The sequence below is a fragment of the Bradyrhizobium sp. FW305-F6 genome (assembly GCF_058782905.1).
Genome location: NZ_JBYSYD010000001.1, coordinates 399,806 through 416,730, shown reverse-complemented (window position 1 = coordinate 416,730; position 16,925 = coordinate 399,806). Strand labels below are relative to the sequence as shown.

Below are 16,925 nucleotides of genomic sequence, written 5' to 3'. Positions count from 1 at the left end.
ACCCATGGGCGTCTCCGAACCCTTTATCCGCCGGCCCATCGCGACCTCGCTGCTTGGCATCGCGCTGATGATCGGCGGGCTGCTGGGCTATTTCGCGCTGCCGGTCTCGGCGTTGCCGCAGGTCGATTTCCCGACCGTGCAGGTGTCGACGCGGCTGCCCGGCGCCAGCCCCGACGTGATCGCCTCGCTGATCACCGCGCCGCTGGAGCGCCAGCTCGGCCAGATTCCGTCGCTGACGTCGATGAACTCGACGAGTTCGTTCGGCCTCAGCCAGATATCGCTTCAGTTCGACCTCAACCGCGACATCGACGGCGCGACCCAGGACGTGCAGGCCGCCATCAATGCAGCCGCAGGCGTGCTTCCCAAGACGCTGCCCTATCCGCCGACCTACGCCAAGGTCAATCCAGCGGACGCGCCGGTGATGACACTGGCGCTGCGCTCGGACACGATCTCGCTGCGGGCAATGAGCGACATTGCCGACACCATTCTGGCCCAACGCTTGAGCCAGATTTCCGGCGTCGGACGCGTCTCGGTGCTCGGCGGGCTGAAGCCGGCCGTGCGCATCCAGGCTGATCTTGCACGCCTTGCTGCCTACGGCATCGCCATGGAGGATTTGCGCACCGCGATCGCCAATGCCAATGTCTCGGGGCCGAAGGGCTCGCTCGACGGCGCGCAGCAATCCTACATCATCGCGGCCAACGACCAGATCGCCGCGGCCGACGCCTACAAGCCCGTCATCATCGCCTATCGCAACGGTTCGCCGGTCACCATCGGCGATGTCGCGCAGATCGTCGACGGCCTCGAAAACGACCGCACCGCCGGCTGGTACCAGGGCACGCCGGCCGTCATCATCGACATTCAGCGCCAGCCCGGCGCCAACGTCATCGACGTCGTCAGCCAGATTCGCGCGGAAATCCCGAAGGTGCAGCGCGCGATCCCGGCCGGCGTAAACCTCACCATCGTCTCCGATCGCACCGTGACTATCCGCGCCTCGGTGCGCGACGTGCAGTTCACGCTGGTCCTTGCCGTCGTGCTCGTGACGCTGGTCGTGCTGCTGTTCCTGCGCTCGTTGCGCGCCACCGTGATCGCGGGCGTCGCCCTGCCGCTGTCGCTGATCACGAGCTTCGGCATCATGTATTTTGCCGGCTTCAGCCTCGACAATCTGTCGCTGATGGCGCTCACGATCGGCACCGGCTTCGTCGTCGACGACGCCATCGTCATGATCGAGAACATCGTCCGTCACATGGAGAACGGCGACAGCGCGATGGAGGCCTCGCTGAAGGGCGCCAGCGAGATCGGCTTCACCGTGATCTCGCTGACGGTGTCGCTGATCGCGGTTTTCATTCCGCTCTTGTTCATGTCGGGTCTCGTCGGGCGCATGTTCCGCGAATTCGCGTTGACGCTGACGATTGCGGTCGTGACCTCGGCCGTGGTGTCGCTGACGCTGACGCCGATGATGTGCTCGCGCCTGCTCAAGCATGCCCACGAGGAGCTGGCGGTGCCGGGACTGGCCGCGGTCAGCCGCTTCATCGACCGCACGGTCGAGGCCTATCACAGATCGCTTCTGTGGGTTCTGGAACGCCAGCGCGCCACGCTGGTCGTGACCTTCGTGACGCTGATCGCAACGCTTGTACTCTATGTCGTGGCGCCCAAGGGCTTCCTGCCGCTGCAGGACACGGCCTCGATCACGGCCGTGACGGAGGCGGGGCCGGACGTGTCCTTTGCGGAGATGACGAGACGGCAGACGGAGGTGGCGGAGGCGATCAGGGCTGACCCTGATGTGCTCGGCGTGGTCTCGGTGATCGGTGCCGGCTCGGTCAACCCGACCACCAATGTCGGCCGGCTCGTCATGAGCTTGAAGCCGCGCGGCGAGCGGCCTGACGATGTCGCGGGCGTCGTCGCCCGGTTGAAGCAGCGGGTCTCGGACATCCCCGGCATGACCGTCTATTTCCAGCCGGTGCAGGACGTGCAGATCTCGACCCAGTCGAGCCGCTCGCAATACCAGTACACGCTGACCGGCACCGATGCGGCGCTGGTCTCGGAATGGTCGCGCAAGCTGGTTGCGGAGATGCGGCGCGATCCCCTGTTTCGCGACGTCTCCTCCGAGGCGCAGGAGGGCGGCCTGCGCGCGCAGCTCGATGTCGACCGCACTCGCGCCGGCCAGCTCGGCGTCAACCTCCAGGCCATCACCGACACGCTGAACGACGCCTTCGCGCAGCGGCAGATCTCGACCATTTACGGGCAGGCCAACCAGTACCGGGTGGTGCTGGAGGCGCTGCCGATGTACCAGCGCGATCCCTCGATCCTGTCCAAGCTCTATCTGCCGGGCGCTGCCAGCACCACCGCCGGCGCACCCGCCGCTCAGGTGCCACTGTCCGCCGTGGCGACGCTGAAGCGGACCACCGCGCCGCTTGCGATCTCGCACCAGGCGCAATTCCCGTCCGTCTCCCTCAGCTTCAACCTGGCGCCCGGCGCGGCGCTCGGTGACGCCGTCGAGGCGGTCAAGACCATCGAGACGCGGATCGGCATGCCCAACAGCATCGTGGGCATCTATGCCGGCGATGCCGCCGAATTTGCCAAGGCGCTGGCCGGCCAGCCTTGGCTGCTGCTCGCCGCGGTGATCACGATCTACATCGTGCTGGGGGTGCTCTACGAGAGCTACGTCCATCCGATCACGATCCTGTCGACGCTGCCATCGGCCGGCGTCGGCGCGATCCTCGCGCTGATGCTGTGCGGTCAGGATCTCTCGGTGATCGGTCTGATCGGCATCATCCTCTTGATGGGCATCGTCAAGAAGAATGCGATCATGATGATCGACTTCGCGCTCGAGGCCGAGCGCCGGCAGGGCATGTCGCCGAACGAGGCGATTGTGCAGGCGTGTCTGTTGCGCTTTCGTCCCATCATGATGACCACGCTTGCGGCGCTGTTCGGCGCGCTGCCGCTCGCGATCGAGAGCGGCACCGGCGCCGAGCTGCGCTTCCCGCTCGGCGTCTCCATCATCGGCGGCCTGCTGCTGAGCCAATTGCTGACGCTCTACACCACGCCCGTGATCTATCTGGCACTCGACCGCATCAGCCGCCGGCTCGAACAGGCGGTGCCGCCGGCTGAATCCGGCGGCCCGCCGGTCGCCGGCGCCACCGAGGGCATGCAGTAATGCCATCGATCTCGGAGCCCTTCATCCGCCGCCCGGTTGCGACCACGCTGCTGTCGATCGGGTTGTTCCTGCTGGGTGCCGTCGCCTATCATTTCCTGCCCGTCGCCTCGGTTCCGAATGTCGATTTCCCCGCCATCTTCGTCTCGGCCAGCCGGCCCGGCGCCGACCCGTCCGTGATGGCGGCCACGGTCGCCTCGCCATTGGAGCGGCGGCTGGGTGAGATCGCGGGCATCAACCAGATCACCTCGACTTCGACCCTCGGCACCACCAGCATCCAGCTTCAATTCGACATCGGCCGCAACATCGACAAGGCGGCTCGCGACGTGCAGGCGGCGATCAACGCCGCGATGGTCGACCTGCCGAGCGACCTGCCGACGCTGCCGCGCTTCCGCAAGGCGAATACAGCCGGCGCGCCCGTCTTCGTGCTGGCGCTGACCTCGAAGACACTGTCGGCGAGCGCCATCTACGACGTCGCCGACACCGTGCTGGCGCAGCGCATCTCGCAGGTGCCGGGCGTCGGCGACGTCACCGTATCCGGGGCCGACCAGCCGGCCGTGCGGGTCCAGCTCAATCCGGTCGCCCTGTCAAACGCCGGCATCGCCACCGACGACGTACGGACCGCGATCATCAACGCCAACCCGCTTGGACCGGTCGGAATCTTCGAAGGCGAACGCCAGAGCGAGACGCTGGGGCTCAATCGGCAGATGCGCACCGCGAAAGAGTTCCGCGACATCATCGTCAAGAGCTCCAACGGCAATTTCGTGCGGCTCTCGGATGTCGCCGACATCGAGGATTCCGTCCGTAACGCCCGCTCGATCGCCTGGTTCAACAAGCAGCCCGCGGTGCTGATCCAGATCACCAAGCAGGGCGATGCCAACGTCATCGACACCGTCGACAGGGTCAAGGCGCTGATCCCGGCGCTGAAGCAGTGGATCCCGGCCGGTGTCGAGATCTCCACCCTGGTCGATCGCACCGGCACGATCCGCGCCAGCGTACTCGACATGCAATGGACCCTGCTTGCAACGTCGTTGCTGGTGATGGTCGTGGTGTTCGTGTTTCTGCGCCGGCTGACCCCGACGATCGCGGCCGGGATATCGGTGCCGTTGGCGCTGGCCGGCACTTGCGCCGGCATGTGGGTGGCGGGCTTCTCGATCGACAATCTGTCGCTGATGGCGCTGGCGATCTCCGTCGGGTTCGTGGTCGACGATGCCATCGTCATGATCGAGAACATGTATCGCAACCTCGAGCATGGCATGCGGCCGTTGCAGGCCGCGCGGGAAGGCGCCAGGCAGATCGGCTTCACGGTGGTCTCGATCAGCCTGTCGCTGATCGCCGCGTTCACGCCGCTGATCTTCATGGACGGCATCGTCGGCCGTCTCTTGCGCGAGTTCTCGCTGACGCTGACCTTCGCCATCCTGGTCTCGACGCTGGTGTCGCTAACGGTCACGCCGATGATCTGCGCTCATTACATCCGGCAGACCACGTCCAGCACCGCGACGTTGTTCGACCGCATCATCGAGGGCTCGCTGTCGCGCATTGTCGCCTTCTACGCCCGCACCCTGCGCACCGTGCTGGAGTTCCCGCTGCTGACGCTGCTGGTATTCTTCGCCACGATCGGCCTCACCGTGACGCTCTACATCAAGGTGCCCAAGGGCTATTTCCCGACCGACGATTCCGGTTTCGTCATCGGCGCGACGCGCGCCTCGGCCGACATCTCGTTCCAGTCGATGCTCGGACTCCAGCAACGGCTGGCCGACATCGTGATGCAGGATCCGGCCGTGGCCGGCATTGGCTCGACCGTCGGCAGCAGCGGCGGGCCGGGCGGGGCGACCTCGAACCGCGGCACCATGTTCATCAGCCTGAAGCCCCCGGAGGAGCGCGGCCACGTCTCGACGGAGGTCGTGATCGACCGTCTGAGAAGGGCGCTTTATCCCGTGCCGGGCATCCGCCTCTTCATGTTCGCGGCCCAGGACGTCCGTGCTGGCGGCCGGCAAAGCGATTCCAATTACCAATACACACTGACCAGTACCGACCTCGGTCTTCTCCAGAAATGGGCTCCGATCGTGGCCAAACGGCTGGAAAGCGTCGAGGGCATCACCGACATCTCCAGCGATCGCGATCCGGGCGGGCTTCAGCTCACGCTTTCCATCGACCGCCAGAAGGCGTCGGCGCTCGGCGTCAGGGTCCAGGACATCGACAACGCACTCAACAATGCGTTCGCGCAGCGGCAGATATCGATCATCTATACCCAGCGCAACCAGTACATGATCGTGCTGGAGATCGATCCGAAATTCCAGGTCGATCCCTCCAACCTCGACCGCATCTTTGTCGCCGGCGCCGGCGACGTCCAGGTGCCGCTTTCCGCGGTGGTGCATGCGACGCGCGGGGTCGCCCCGCTCGCCGTCTATCACTCGCAGTCGTTCCCCTCGACCACGGTGTCGTTCAACCTGCTGCCGGACACGCCGCTGCAGACGGCGACGCAGAACGTTCAGCGCGCGGTCGAGGAATTGCACATGCCTGAGGGCATCCGAGGCAGTTTCGACGGCAATGCCGGCGACTTCGCCAGGACCAGCGGCCGGCAGCCGCTTCTGATCCTCGGCGCGCTGGTTGCGATGTATATCGTGCTGGGCGTGCTCTACGAGAGCCTTGCCCATCCGCTCACGATCATCTCGACACTGCCCTCGGCCGGATTGGGTGCGCTGCTCGCATTGCAGCTCACCAACACGCCGCTGACGGTGATCGCCTTCGTCGGCATCATCCTGCTCATCGGCATCGTCAAGAAGAACGGCATCATGATGGTGGACTTTGCGCTCGACGCCGAGCGCCGGCGCGGCCTGTCCTCGGCCGAGGCGATCTTCGAGGCCTGCCAGGCGCGCTTTCGCCCCATCCTCATGACGACCATGGCGGCGCTGTTCGCCGGCATTCCGCTGGTGGTCGCGACCGGCCCCGGCACGGAGCTGCGCCGCCCGCTCGGCATCACCATCATCGGCGGCCTGTTCGTCTCGCAGATCCTGACCCTCTACACCACGCCCGTGATCTACCTCCTGATCGACCGCCTGCGCCGCCGTTCCGAGCCGCGTCCGCTGGCCGTACCCGCGGAATAGGTTGGCGAGGCGCTGCTTCAAGCGTATAGCGGCCCCCATGTCCAAGCCGTCCGAGACCGCCGCCGCGCCGGCCGAACCGATCCCCGAATGCCCTCATTGCCAGAAGCCGATGCCTCTCTGCATCTGCGACAGCGTCACGCCCATTGAAAATCGTCTCTCGCTGTTGATCCTCCAGCATCCGCAGGAGCAGGACAGGGCGCTCGGCACGGCGCGGCTGCTTGCCAGGCATTTCGCCGATGCGACGTTGCGGGTCGGCCTGTCCTGGCCGAGTCTGTCCAAGGCGCTCGGGCGCCCGGTCGACAACGCCACCCACTGGGCCGTGCTCTATCTCGGCTCGGCCCGCGCGGCCGATCTCGATGCGGAAGGCGAGATCGTCGCGCTCAACCGCAAGGGCGAAATCGCTGAGAACCAGCGCGCGATCCTCGGCAAGCTCGAAGGCGTCGTGCTGCTCGACGGTACCTGGAGCCAGGCCAAGGCGTTGTGGTGGCGCAATCCCTGGATGCTCAAGTGCCAACGCGTGATCCTCAACCCGAAACACCCCTCGCGCTATGGGCATCTGCGCAAGGAGCCGCGCCGCGACGGCCTGTCGACCATCGAGGCCGCGGCGACGATCCTCGCCGGTCTCGAGCGGCGTCCCGACATCGCCGAGACGTTGCACGCGAGTTTTGAACGGCTGTTGACGCGCTACCGCGAGGTCCAGGCCGAGATGCCGGAATTGGCGCCCAAACCTGTCCGGAAGGGCGGCCGGCGCGACTTCCGGCGTCGTAAACGCGCCTGACGCCGATCCACGCTGGAAAACCCCTGCCGCCGCCAAGGTCGGACGAAGGCGGTTGCCTAAACGCTTCATCCCCTATATTGGTCCGCGCTTACGGGGCCACGTGGCGGAGTGGTTACGCGCCGGTCTGCAAAACCGTTTACTCGGGTTCGAGTCCCGACGTGGCCTCCATCATAAAGTTCTGGAACTGCTAGCTTAAGTTGTTCGTTGGCTGTTCTGGTAATTCCGACTTGCCACGGGATTGCAACCTTCGCTCCCCATTTTTTGAGCGGCTCCTTCAAGGCGGCGTCGACCATCGCCGCAGTGCTCTCCTCTGCCCCCATCGAGGCTGGTCACGCTGACGGCAGCGGTTATCCGCCGCACTTGAACGGTTAAAAGCGAGGCCTCCCGATTAACGTTGGCGTGTATTGCCATGGAACCGGAATAGATCCATCATGGTTCCGTCATGGTTCCGTCATGGTTCCGTCATCGGTTCGAGTTGCGTCAGGTGAAGCAGCGTCGCCCCCTTTTCATCAAGCTTGACAGGATCGCGCTTGCGATCGTCGGGGCCGTGGCCGCGTTAGCGGTGTTCTGGGGAGCGGCAAATTCGGGGCTCGAGCCCGCGAAGGGCGCGCCAATCAAAGTCGCTGCACCCACGTGCTACGCGATCGGTACCTCGGTTGCGTCCGGGTGTACTGAAAGAGCCAAGTGACCCAACGAAGCAGCTGCGGCAGGGCGAGCACACCGGGTTTGTCCGGGTCCACCCAAGTTAGCGATTAAGGCGCGCTGGCATGCAGTTCGCATCGGTCAGGTGAGATGTCCCAACCACCGAGCGCTGGAGAACACGTGGGCGAGATTGTCCGGCTTGTACCGAAATCCGAACAGGAGCGCGCTCGTCTCATTCGCGAGGCGCGCGCGATCTATGACAGCATCTTCCCGCCGGCTGTCCCCGAGCGGGCGCCCCGAGATGGCGACGAACGCGCCAAGAATTGATTATTGTTGCGCCTGGCTCGGCAGCCCGATGATGTCGGGCCGAAGCCGGCCTCAGCAGGCGGCGTACCAGCCGTCGGGAAAGGGCAGGAGAGGCCAGGCGCCCTCGTTGTCGTTGGCTGCTTTGGCCGGCGCGTCGAAACTCCACGAGCGGGGCACAAAGGCCTGCTCCGGCAAGGACGCGAGGTCTTCAAAGTCCATGGCGTCCCGGACAGCATCCAGCAGCAAGTTGAATTCGGCTTCGCTCATCACACCCTCGCAGAACGCGATGGCGCAATCTCGCAAAACCGCTTTGTTTCCCGATTGACCCGATCGTTCGCATTTTAACGATCGGGCGATCGGGACTAGATTGGTTAGCAATTCCTAAACGATCGCCGTGGCGTCCCGCGGGCTGCGGGCCAGCTTGTGTGCGAGAAATCACATCCCCCTCGGTCCACTTCTCCTACCTCTTCCACCACGCCGGCCAATGCAGGCCGGGGCGGGCAGAGCGGGAGACCGGGCATGAAGGCGAGGTTCTTGCGGTTTGCGGGCGTGAAAAGCCGGGCGCGTGGCGCTTCAACGGTCGGGCTGTTCCTGACGCTGTTTGCCTCCGCCGCTCACGCACAGGGAACGGCGGAGCAGCGGCGGGCCTGCACGCCTGACGTCTACCGGCTCTGCGCCGGCGAGATCCCCAACGTCCGCGCCATCACCGCCTGCCTGCGCCGCAACCGCGCCAGCCTCAGCGAGGCCTGCCGGTCCGTGTTCGATCAGGCCGGCGGCTGAGCCACTCTCCTTGTGGGTTTGTGCGCAGCAAGTAGTAGCACTGCCTCGCGAATCCGTCCTCGCCGCTCTGTGGATATGCTGCGGACAGGTTGTGGAGAAACGGTTGATGCGCTGCGGAGACCGGCCCGGCCGCCCGTCATATCCATGTCTAGAACGACCTGGTCTGCCAACAGCCCTTACCGTCGTTGACATGCGGTCGCGGCTCTCCACCGTCACGCCTACAGCTCGGGATGGAAGAGCTTGCATTTCGCGTCAAATTGCAACCCCGACGTGCAAGAAGTCTTGATTGGCCGTAATCTAGGATGATCGGGGCGGCTTGAACGCAGTCCCGGACTGCGGCGACTAACCGATAGAGTGCACAGGGATCAGTTGAACGTGATCGCATCTCCTCTTCCTAAAGCACTAAAATGGTGCTTTAGTGCTTTCCATGAGCTCGTCGCCCAAGAATGCTCCATCCGCGCTGCGATACAGGCTTGCCCCTGATCCGGCCGCCAATGACGCCATCGAGGCGACGTTCAAGGGTTACGACCGCATGATGGAGATCCTCGACGAGGTCGCGCGGACCCACAATGTGGGCTCCAACGTGGTCCTGCTCCACGCCCATGCCTATGAGCCGATCCGCAAGCAGACCGCGCTGCCTTCGCGGCTGGTGACGTTGGGCCTGCGCGACCGGGCCGAATATCGCGCCGCGCAGGGCCGCAGCCTGCCGCTCGACGACAAGCTCGCCAAGATCAAGGGACCCGCCACCATTTCGATCGCGACGGTGCAAGGGCGCTTCAGCGTGCCGTTCGACTACGCCGGCTATGCCGAGGGTTGGGGGCAGAGCGTGCCGGCACGCCTGGTCCGCACGGGCGAGGGTTTCGAAGTTCACTACGGCGTCACGCCGAACAGCCTGCCAGAGGAGGAGAACGCCATGGATAACATCGCTGCCGCTCCCGACAATTTCCTGTCCCGGGTCGGGCGCCTGATTGCGGGGATCGCATACGACGCGATCGAGCAGGCCGAGGGCAAGAACAAGCTGAAAGTGGTCGGACAGGCGATCCGCGAGATCGAGCGTGCCGAGAGCGAAGCGCGCGATGCGCTTGCGGCCGCGCGGGCCGAGGAATACCGCCTCAACGCGCGCCGCAGCGAGATCGAGCGGGCGATGACCGATCTCACCACCAAGATCGAGGGCGCGATCGCGGATGGGCGCGACGATCTCGCCCGCGCCGGCATCGCGCGGCAGATGGACCTGGAGGCGCAGTTCGAGGTGTTGTCGCGGGCCATCGACGAGAACAACGAGAAGATCGAGCAATGCGTGACGTCGCTGCGCGCCGTATTGTCGGCGCTCCAGGATGCCGAGCAGCGCCGCGCCGATCTGGAGAAGAGCGAGGCCATCGCAAGCCAGCAGTCCTCGACTTCATCCAAGAAGCAGGGCGGCAGCTCCGCAGCGGCGAAGGCGCTGCGTGCGGGCAGGGCGGTGGCGCGGGCCACCGGCGTGCCGCCCGGTATCGCTTATTCAAGTGACATCGACGAGCTCAGCACGCTCCATCGCGACAAGGAAATCGCAGCGAGGCTGGCCCGGTTGAAGTCGGGCTCCTGAGTGGCAGCGTCATGAGCGCGCTGCTCGAACACGTCATGGCGCCGGAGGTCAGGCCGTTCGCGATCGCGGCGGCCATGATCGTCATCGTCGGCTCGATCGAGGTGATCTCGATGCTGGTCGGCGCCTCCTTGAGCGAGATGCTCGGCACCAACATCGACTTCGCCCATCCCAGCGACAACGGTGTCGTCAACGCCATCTCCTGGATCAATGTCGGCGGCGTTCCGCTGCTGATCTTCCTCTTGCTGCTGCTCGGCGCCTTCTCCATCACCGGCTTCCTGATCCAGGACGTCGCGCGGATGGTGGCGGGTCCCTTGCCGGCGGCGGTCGCCTCGATCGGGGCAGTCGCCGCATCGGTCCCGCTGGTCCGCGTGACCAGCCGTGCCATCGCGCGGATCATTCCCAAGGACGAAAGCTACGTGGTCGGGCTCGGCGATCTCGTCGGCCGCATCGGCGAGGTCGTCGTCGGCCCGCTCGACCAGGGGCCGCCCGGCCGCGTCAGCGTTGCCGACGTCCACGGCAACCGTCATTTCGTCTCGGCCGTCGCGGCGCCGTCCTCCGGGCCTTTGCCGCAGGGAACCTTGGTGCTCCTTGTCGACCGCGACGGCACGCGCTTCGTCGCGGTGAAGGCGGACGATGAACTGAAGCCGTCCAAGCCCACTCTAAGCCCTTAGCAAGTCCCACCAGCGGAGAAAGCCATGTTCGACATCGCAGTCCCGGCCTTGATCGGCGTCGCGCTGATCGTCGTCCTGGGGGTCGTCTTCACCATTCTCTACAAGCGCGCCACTCGCGACGAGGCCTTCGTGCGCACCGGGCTAGGTGGCAAGAAGGTCGTGCTCGACGGCGGCGCCATGATCCTGCCGATCTTCCACTCCTATGCCAGCGTCAATCTGAAGACGCTGCGGCTCACCGTCGAGCGCAAGGAGCGGGAATCCCTGATCACCAAGGATCGCCTGCGCGTCGACATCGTCGCCGAGTTCTACGTCCGGGTTCGTCCCGATGACGAAAGTATCGCACTGGCGAGCCAGACGCTGGGTGCATTGACCAACGATGCCGAAGCCTTGCGCAACCAGGTCGAGGCCAAGTTCGTCGACGGCCTGCGGTCGGTTGCGGCGACCATGACCATTCTCGAGCTGCAGGAAAAGCGCAGCGACTTCGTCAAGCACGTGCAAGCGACCGTGGAATCCGACGTCAAATCCAACGGTCTCGAGCTGGAATCGGTCTCGCTGACCAAGCTCGACCAGACCGACGTGAAGTTCTTCAACCCCGAGAATTTCTTCGACGCCGAAGGCCTGACCCAGCTCAAGACCATCACCGAGACCCGCCGCCGCGACCGCAACGCGATCGTGCGCGACAACGAGGTGGCAATCGCGCAAAAGGACCTCGAGGCGCGGCAGCAGACCCTGACCATCGAGCGCACCAAGAAAGAAGCCGAGCTCTCGCAGGAGCGCGACATCGCCAACAAGACCGCGAGCACCCGCGCCGAAGTCGCAACCGCGACGCAAACCGCGCGCCTGACCGAAGAGAATGCCCGTATCGACACGGACCGGGCGGTCGCCGAAAAGGAGGCCGGCGCCAAGCAGGTCAAGGAAACCGCGGTGATCGAGTCGGACCTGGCCATCAACAAGCGCAAGACCGACGCCCAGCGCGAGATCCAGATCGCGACGCAGGAGAACGAGATTCAGATCGCGGCGAAAAGCAAGGAGACGTCGGAAGCCGTCGCCGAAGCCAAGACCGCCGAGGCGTTGGCCGTCTCTGCGGAGGAAAAGGTCGTCACCGCGCGTGCGATCGAGGTCGCCGATCGTGCCCGCCTCACCCAGGTGCTGGCCGCGCGTACCGAGGCCGAACGCAAGTCGACCGAGCTGATCGTCGCGGCCGAGGCCGAGAAGAAGGCCTCGCTCGACCGCGCCGAGGCCGTCAAGACGCTGGCCACCGCCGAAGCCGAATCCAACAAGATCAAGGCGGTCGGCGTCCGTAACATCGGCGAGGCCGAAGCTGCCGTCATCACCATGAAGAACGAGGCGCAGAACAAGCTCGGCAGCAACGTGATCGATTTCGAGATCGCCAAGAAGCGGATCGAGACCATGCCGGCCGCGCTGGCCGAGATGGTGAAGCCGATCGCGAACCTCAAGGACGTCCGGATCCTTCACACCGGCGGTGCGTTCGGCGGCAATGGAGCCGGCGGAGGCAATGTCGGCTTCGGCGAGGGACTCGCCGGCGAGCTCCTCAAGGTGCACGCCTTGCGTCCGATGATCGACGAGATCCTGCGCCAGAGCGGCTTTGCGCCCGGTGATGATCCGGTCAAGGCTCTGGTCGGCGCCGTGACGGGCAAGAGCAATGGCGCAGCCGTGCCGGCGCCAGTCCCGGAGAAGGCCAATTCGGCCGATCTGTAGAACGCCGGTCCGAGGCTGCGGAGAAGTCGAAGCGATAGACAGGCTGACGGCTTGGGCGCCAAGCCACCTTGTTCCTCGCCCGCGGATTCGGAGGAGGGAGCCGTCCAGCCTTTCGGGAGCACGTTTCGGATGATGACGAATTCGTCCTTTGCAAGCGCAAGCGGCTTTGTTATACGCAGCCGCGCGCGAACGACTGGTTCGCCTTTTCCTCGGTAGCTCAGCGGTAGAGCATCCGACTGTTAATCGGATGGTCGCTGGTTCGAATCCAGCCCGGGGAGCCAAATATTTCCGATAATTCAACGATTTATGCCAGCGCCCTCATCCTGAGCGCGATCTTCTTGCCGTGATTTCTGAGCTTGCAGGCTCGCCCAGCCAGGGGAATCGCCCTCGCACGTGTCTGTGAGCAGCGCGGTCGTGCCATTGGGCCGGCGCCAAATCGACTCATTTCACACTGAGCATGCGGTTGCCGGATATTCACGGAGCTAATTCCCATGCCAGACATCCAGCTCGACCGTCCTGTTGTGGCCCCCTCGATTCTGCCGGCCGACGTTCCCGAACTCAGTGACGATGAATGTCTCGTTTGTCTCGCCCGTGCGGTCGAGACACCGGATTCGGCACGGCTGGACGAGGTAGCTGCCTTGATCGGCCGCCTCGCGGTGACGATCGAATAAGGCTGGTCTGCGTCGGACTCGCAGCGATGGCCTGATCTCTGACGGCCAGCGGCCATATTGCGTTTTGACCTTGCATGCTCCAAAGATGCCGCGATTTTTTCGCGGCATCGTCCGCAATGCAGGGTCCGCCAATGTCCGGTTTTTCGACCGCGCGCCAAAAAATGGTCGATGGCCAGGTGCGCACCAGTGACGTCACCGACCGTCGTGTTCTCGATGCCATGTTCGCGCTTCCGCGCGAGGCCTTCGTGCCGGCCAGCCGGCAGGCATTGGCATACCTCGACCTCGATCTCGACGTGAGCGAAGGCGCCGCCAAACGGTTCCTGATCAAGCCGGCGTTGACCGGGAAGCTGCTTCAGGCTGCCGAAATCGGCGAGGGCGACAACGTGCTGGTCGTGGGCTGCGCCACCGGCTACCTGGCCGCGCTGACCTCCAAGCTCGCACGGCGGGTGACCGCGACCGAATGCGATTCGGCATTGGCTGCAAAGGCCAAGGATATCCTCGGCAGCCTGGGGCTTGCCAACGTCACCTGCAAGGCCGCTTCTTGCACGGATGGAGAGCCGTCAGCGGCGCCCTATGATGTCATCGTCCTCAATGGCGCCGCCGAGGTGATACCGGAGGCGGTGCTCGGGCAGCTGAAGGAAGGCGGGCGTCTGGTCGGGGTGTCGGCCGAATCCAGGCCGCCTCGCGCCGTGATCGTGACCCGTACCCACGGCGAATTCGGCCATCGGGCGCTGTTCGACGCAGCAGCCCCGGTCCTTCCGGGGCTGGAACGGGCGGCTGCCTTCGTCTTCTGACGGCCCAAAGCCCGTTAAAATCCCGTTCTGAATCAGAAGTGTGGCCGGGATGCTGCACGTCTAGAGTTTCCACCGGGAACCACCTCGGGGTAGTTCCGTCGCGCGTGACCGCGTCCTATGTTGCGGAGGGGCAACGACTCCAGTGGTAGACGGTAACCCGGCTCGCGGGCACGAGCCGGACGTTAGAATGAACGGAATTTCAGGGATGCATGGGGTGAAGCTCTTCACCGGAGCTGCGGTTTCGGTCCTGCTGCTGGCGCTTGCAGGGCCGACGCATGCCTTGGCCGAGACGATCGACGGCGCGCTGGTGCGCGCCTATCAGAACAATCCGCAACTCAACGCGCAACGTGCCCAGGTTCGGTCGACTGACGAGAACGTGCCTCAAGCCTTGTCGGGCTATCGCCCAAGAGTCTCGCTCTCGGCGAGCGGCGGCTACCAGTACTCGGACTTCAAGAGCGCTACCAACAGCGACCCGATCAACGGGCCCGGCATCCCCCGAAGCGTGGGGATAACGGCTTCCCAGACCTTGTACAACGGCAACCAGACGGCCAATCGGACACGCGCCGCCGAGAGCCAGGTGTCGGGCGCCCGCGAGGCTTTGCGCAGCTTGGATCAAAGTGTGCTGCTCCAGGCCGCCACGGTTTACATGGATTACCTGCGCGATGCCGCCACGCTTGAAGTCCAGCGCAGCAACGTGCGCGTGCTCGAGCAAACGCTGAAGCAGACGCGAGACCGTTTCAACGTCGGTGAAGTGACCCGTACCGACGTCGCTCAATCAGAAGCGCAACTGGCGGCCGGCAGGACTCAAGCGCTCACCGCCGAAGCGAATCTCACGACGACACGTGCGAACTTCCGTCGCATCATTGGCAACGAGCCAACGAATCTGGCGCCCGGTTCGCCTGTCGATCGGTTCCTGCCGTCAACACTCGCGTCGGCTATCGAACTCGGTCTGATCGAGCACCCAAACGTAACGGCCGCAATGTTCGGCATCGACGTCAATTTCCTGCAGGTCAAAGTCGCGGAAGGCGCTCTGCTGCCGACCGTCACGTTGCAGGCGAGCGCCACGCAGTCATACGAGCAGTCGCTGATTCAATACAGGGCGTTCAACGCCGCCGCTGTCGCGCAGATCTCGGTGCCGATCTATCAGGGTGGCAGTGAATATTCGCTGATCCGCCAATCCAAGGAAAACCTGGCGCAGCAGCGCCTCAACCTCGAAACGACGCGCGACCAGACTCGTGCGACCGTGGTGCAATGGTGGGGCTCGTTGCAGGCCACCAAGGCGCAGGTGCAGTCCGCCCAGGCGCAAGTCACGGCGTCAGAGATCGCGCTGAACGGCGTGCGCGAAGAAGCCAAGGCGGGGCAGCGCACGACGCTCGACGTCCTCAACGCGCAGCAGGCGCTGGTGAATGCCCGCGTCGCGCTGGTGACCGCACAGCACGACCGTGTCGTCGCCTCGTACAACGTCCTCGCTGCCGTCGGCCGTCTGTCGCCCCAGGTGCTCGGCCTTGCGACCACGACCTACGACGCCAGCGTTCACTACCATCAGGTCCGCGACAGCTGGGTGGGCGTGCGTACGCCCGACGGGCGCTAATTCCCGTAATCATACGGTCGACCTTGCGAACGGCAGAGGTCGACCGGTGCTTTGCTTGCAATCGTCAAAATCCCTGACATAGCCTTGCCAAGATGATGCGGGTCGATTCGCCCCGCAATGATGTCGTGTGCGTAACGCTTGAGTGCCGGGGGCAGGGGCGCACCGCCTGCACATTGAGCCGTGATCTGGGGACAAGTCGGGCTGCCGCGACGAAAATGTCGGGGCGCTCGTTGCGGAACCGGCCAATCCTGTCGTGCTTGGTGTAAAACAACGCATGCGAGGGCGTTGATGATGTGGAGTCGGAGATGACGCAGCCTGCAAAGGTCACAGAACCCTCGATGGAGGAGATTCTGGCCTCGATCCGGCGCATCATTGCCGACGATGAGGCGAAGCCGCCGCCGGCCGAGGCCGCCAAGCCCGAGAAGGCAGCAGCGCCCCCCGCGCCGCCGAAGCCGCAGGCCATGAACGACATTCCGCCATCCAAGGTCGCTCCGCCCAAACCCGCCGCCGAGAAGCCCGCACCGCCCCCGGCCGCCAAGCCGGCGCCGCCACCGCCCGCGCCGGCGGCGGATGCATCCAACAGCCAGGATGATATCGACGCGCTGCTGGCCGGCCTCGACTCGGCCACGCCGGCGCCGGAGATCCGTGCGCCTGAGCCGGAACCAGAGCCGGAGCCCGACGTGCTCGAACTGACGGACGACATGGCGGTGGATCCGACACCGCCTCCGCCGCCACCGAGCTTCCGCAAGGTCGAACCGCGCGACGATCTCGAATTCGCCGAAGCGCCGCCGCGTCCGACGCCGCCACCGTCTTATGCGCCTGTTGACTTCGACGCCCCGCCGCTTCCGCCGCAGCAGCCGATGTTGGCGCAATCGACCGTCTCGGCCGTCGAATCCGCCTTCAACTCCCTGGCCCATACGGTGCTGAGCAGCAACGCACGGACGCTGGAGGATCTGGTCAAGGAGATGCTGCGTCCGATGCTGAAATCCTGGCTGGATGACAATCTGCCGGGCCTCGTTGAACGCATCGTGAAGGCGGAAATCGAGCGGGTTTCGCGCGGCGGCCGGTAGGGCAGGGCCGCGGCCTGCCCCGATAAAGCCCTGCTCCGGCGTCACAATCGGCTTGCGGCCAGG

Annotated in this window: 13 protein-coding genes and 2 tRNA genes; 14 read left to right on the top strand and 1 reads right to left on the bottom strand. The window is 64.9% G+C overall.

Annotated features, from left to right (window positions below):
* Window positions 1–4 precede the first annotated feature (4 nt).
* The 5 genes from AC3WLX_RS02005 (at window position 5) to AC3WLX_RS01985 (ending at window position 8,005) form a co-directional block, all read left to right on the top strand.
* A complete protein-coding gene (locus AC3WLX_RS02005) occupies window positions 5–3,154 on the top strand; it encodes an efflux RND transporter permease subunit (protein WP_492334485.1) in 3,150 nt (1,049 codons plus the stop codon).
* Window positions 3,154–6,258: an efflux RND transporter permease subunit gene (locus AC3WLX_RS02000; RefSeq protein ID WP_492334484.1), complete on the top strand. Its 3,105-nt coding sequence runs from the start codon at window positions 3,154–3,156 to the stop codon at window positions 6,256–6,258. Before AC3WLX_RS02005 ends, AC3WLX_RS02000 begins: the two co-directional genes overlap by 1 nt.
* Window positions 6,259–6,295: 37 nt before the next feature.
* Entirely contained in the window at window positions 6,296–7,036 is a 741-nt protein-coding gene (locus AC3WLX_RS01995) for a tRNA-uridine aminocarboxypropyltransferase (protein WP_492334483.1), read from the top strand.
* A gap of 94 nt (window positions 7,037–7,130) precedes the next feature.
* Window positions 7,131–7,204, top strand: a tRNA-Cys gene (locus AC3WLX_RS01990).
* 654 nt (window positions 7,205–7,858) lie between these two features.
* Window positions 7,859–8,005, top strand: coding sequence for a hypothetical protein (locus AC3WLX_RS01985; protein ID WP_492334482.1), 147 nt, complete (start codon window positions 7,859–7,861; stop codon window positions 8,003–8,005).
* A gap of 51 nt (window positions 8,006–8,056) precedes the next feature.
* Here the strand turns inward: AC3WLX_RS01985 and AC3WLX_RS01980 are convergent, their stop codons facing one another.
* Window positions 8,057–8,251, bottom strand: a complete 195-nt coding sequence (locus AC3WLX_RS01980) for a hypothetical protein (protein ID WP_291618827.1) — start codon at window positions 8,249–8,251, stop codon at window positions 8,057–8,059.
* A gap of 252 nt (window positions 8,252–8,503) precedes the next feature.
* Between AC3WLX_RS01980 and AC3WLX_RS01975 the strand changes: the two genes are divergently transcribed.
* The 9 genes from AC3WLX_RS01975 to AC3WLX_RS01935 all read left to right on the top strand — a co-directional run bounded on the left by AC3WLX_RS01975 (window position 8,504) and on the right by AC3WLX_RS01935 (window position 16,862).
* Complete coding sequence (locus AC3WLX_RS01975) at window positions 8,504–8,764, top strand: hypothetical protein (protein ID WP_025036239.1); 261 nt, start codon at window positions 8,504–8,506, stop codon at window positions 8,762–8,764.
* 418 nt (window positions 8,765–9,182) lie between these two features.
* Window positions 9,183–10,346, top strand: a complete 1,164-nt coding sequence (locus tag AC3WLX_RS01970; RefSeq protein ID WP_492334481.1) for a PspA/IM30 family protein — start codon at window positions 9,183–9,185, stop codon at window positions 10,344–10,346.
* 11 nt (window positions 10,347–10,357) lie between these two features.
* Complete coding sequence (locus AC3WLX_RS01965) at window positions 10,358–11,017, top strand: OB-fold-containig protein (protein WP_492334480.1); 660 nt, start codon at window positions 10,358–10,360, stop codon at window positions 11,015–11,017.
* Window positions 11,018–11,041: 24 nt separating this feature from the next.
* Window positions 11,042–12,736 (top strand): flotillin family protein, encoded by a 1,695-nt coding sequence (locus AC3WLX_RS01960; RefSeq protein WP_291618819.1) that lies wholly within the window; start codon window positions 11,042–11,044, stop codon window positions 12,734–12,736.
* Between the two features lie 206 nt (window positions 12,737–12,942).
* A tRNA-Asn gene (locus tag AC3WLX_RS01955) sits at window positions 12,943–13,017 on the top strand.
* A 210-nt stretch (window positions 13,018–13,227) separates the two neighbouring features.
* Window positions 13,228–13,407 carry a hypothetical protein gene (locus AC3WLX_RS01950; RefSeq protein WP_492334479.1) on the top strand — a complete coding sequence of 60 codons (180 nt, stop codon included), beginning with the start codon at window positions 13,228–13,230 and terminating at the stop codon, window positions 13,405–13,407.
* A 131-nt stretch (window positions 13,408–13,538) separates the two neighbouring features.
* Window positions 13,539–14,201 carry a protein-L-isoaspartate O-methyltransferase family protein gene (locus AC3WLX_RS01945; protein WP_291618815.1) on the top strand — a complete coding sequence of 221 codons (663 nt, stop codon included), beginning with the start codon at window positions 13,539–13,541 and terminating at the stop codon, window positions 14,199–14,201.
* Window positions 14,202–14,406: 205 nt separating this feature from the next.
* Window positions 14,407–15,792 (top strand): TolC family outer membrane protein, encoded by a 1,386-nt coding sequence (locus AC3WLX_RS01940; RefSeq protein ID WP_291618833.1) that lies wholly within the window; start codon window positions 14,407–14,409, stop codon window positions 15,790–15,792.
* Window positions 15,793–16,097: 305 nt separating this feature from the next.
* Complete coding sequence (locus tag AC3WLX_RS01935) at window positions 16,098–16,862, top strand: PopZ family protein (RefSeq protein WP_492334478.1); 765 nt, start codon at window positions 16,098–16,100, stop codon at window positions 16,860–16,862.
* The last annotated feature ends 63 nt before the right edge of the window (window positions 16,863–16,925 follow it).

Bases quoted from the DNA above. Each gene is read 5' to 3' on its own strand.
- AC3WLX_RS02005 (WP_492334485.1), top strand. From the start codon at position 5: ATGGGCGTCTCCGAACCCTTTATCCGCCGGCCCATCGCGACCTCGCTG.
- AC3WLX_RS02000 (WP_492334484.1), top strand. From the start codon at position 3,154: ATGCCATCGATCTCGGAGCCCTTCATCCGCCGCCCGGTTGCGACCACG.
- AC3WLX_RS01995 (WP_492334483.1), top strand. From the start codon at position 6,296: ATGTCCAAGCCGTCCGAGACCGCCGCCGCGCCGGCCGAACCGATCCCC.
- AC3WLX_RS01980 (WP_291618827.1), bottom strand. From the start codon at position 8,251: ATGAGCGAAGCCGAATTCAACTTGCTGCTGGATGCTGTCCGGGACGCC.
- AC3WLX_RS01975 (WP_025036239.1), top strand. From the start codon at position 8,504: ATGAAGGCGAGGTTCTTGCGGTTTGCGGGCGTGAAAAGCCGGGCGCGT.
- AC3WLX_RS01965 (WP_492334480.1), top strand. From the start codon at position 10,358: ATGAGCGCGCTGCTCGAACACGTCATGGCGCCGGAGGTCAGGCCGTTC.
- AC3WLX_RS01960 (WP_291618819.1), top strand. From the start codon at position 11,042: ATGTTCGACATCGCAGTCCCGGCCTTGATCGGCGTCGCGCTGATCGTC.
- AC3WLX_RS01950 (WP_492334479.1), top strand. From the start codon at position 13,228: ATGCCAGACATCCAGCTCGACCGTCCTGTTGTGGCCCCCTCGATTCTG.
- AC3WLX_RS01945 (WP_291618815.1), top strand. From the start codon at position 13,539: ATGTCCGGTTTTTCGACCGCGCGCCAAAAAATGGTCGATGGCCAGGTG.
- AC3WLX_RS01940 (WP_291618833.1), top strand. From the start codon at position 14,407: ATGCATGGGGTGAAGCTCTTCACCGGAGCTGCGGTTTCGGTCCTGCTG.
- AC3WLX_RS01935 (WP_492334478.1), top strand. From the start codon at position 16,098: ATGACGCAGCCTGCAAAGGTCACAGAACCCTCGATGGAGGAGATTCTG.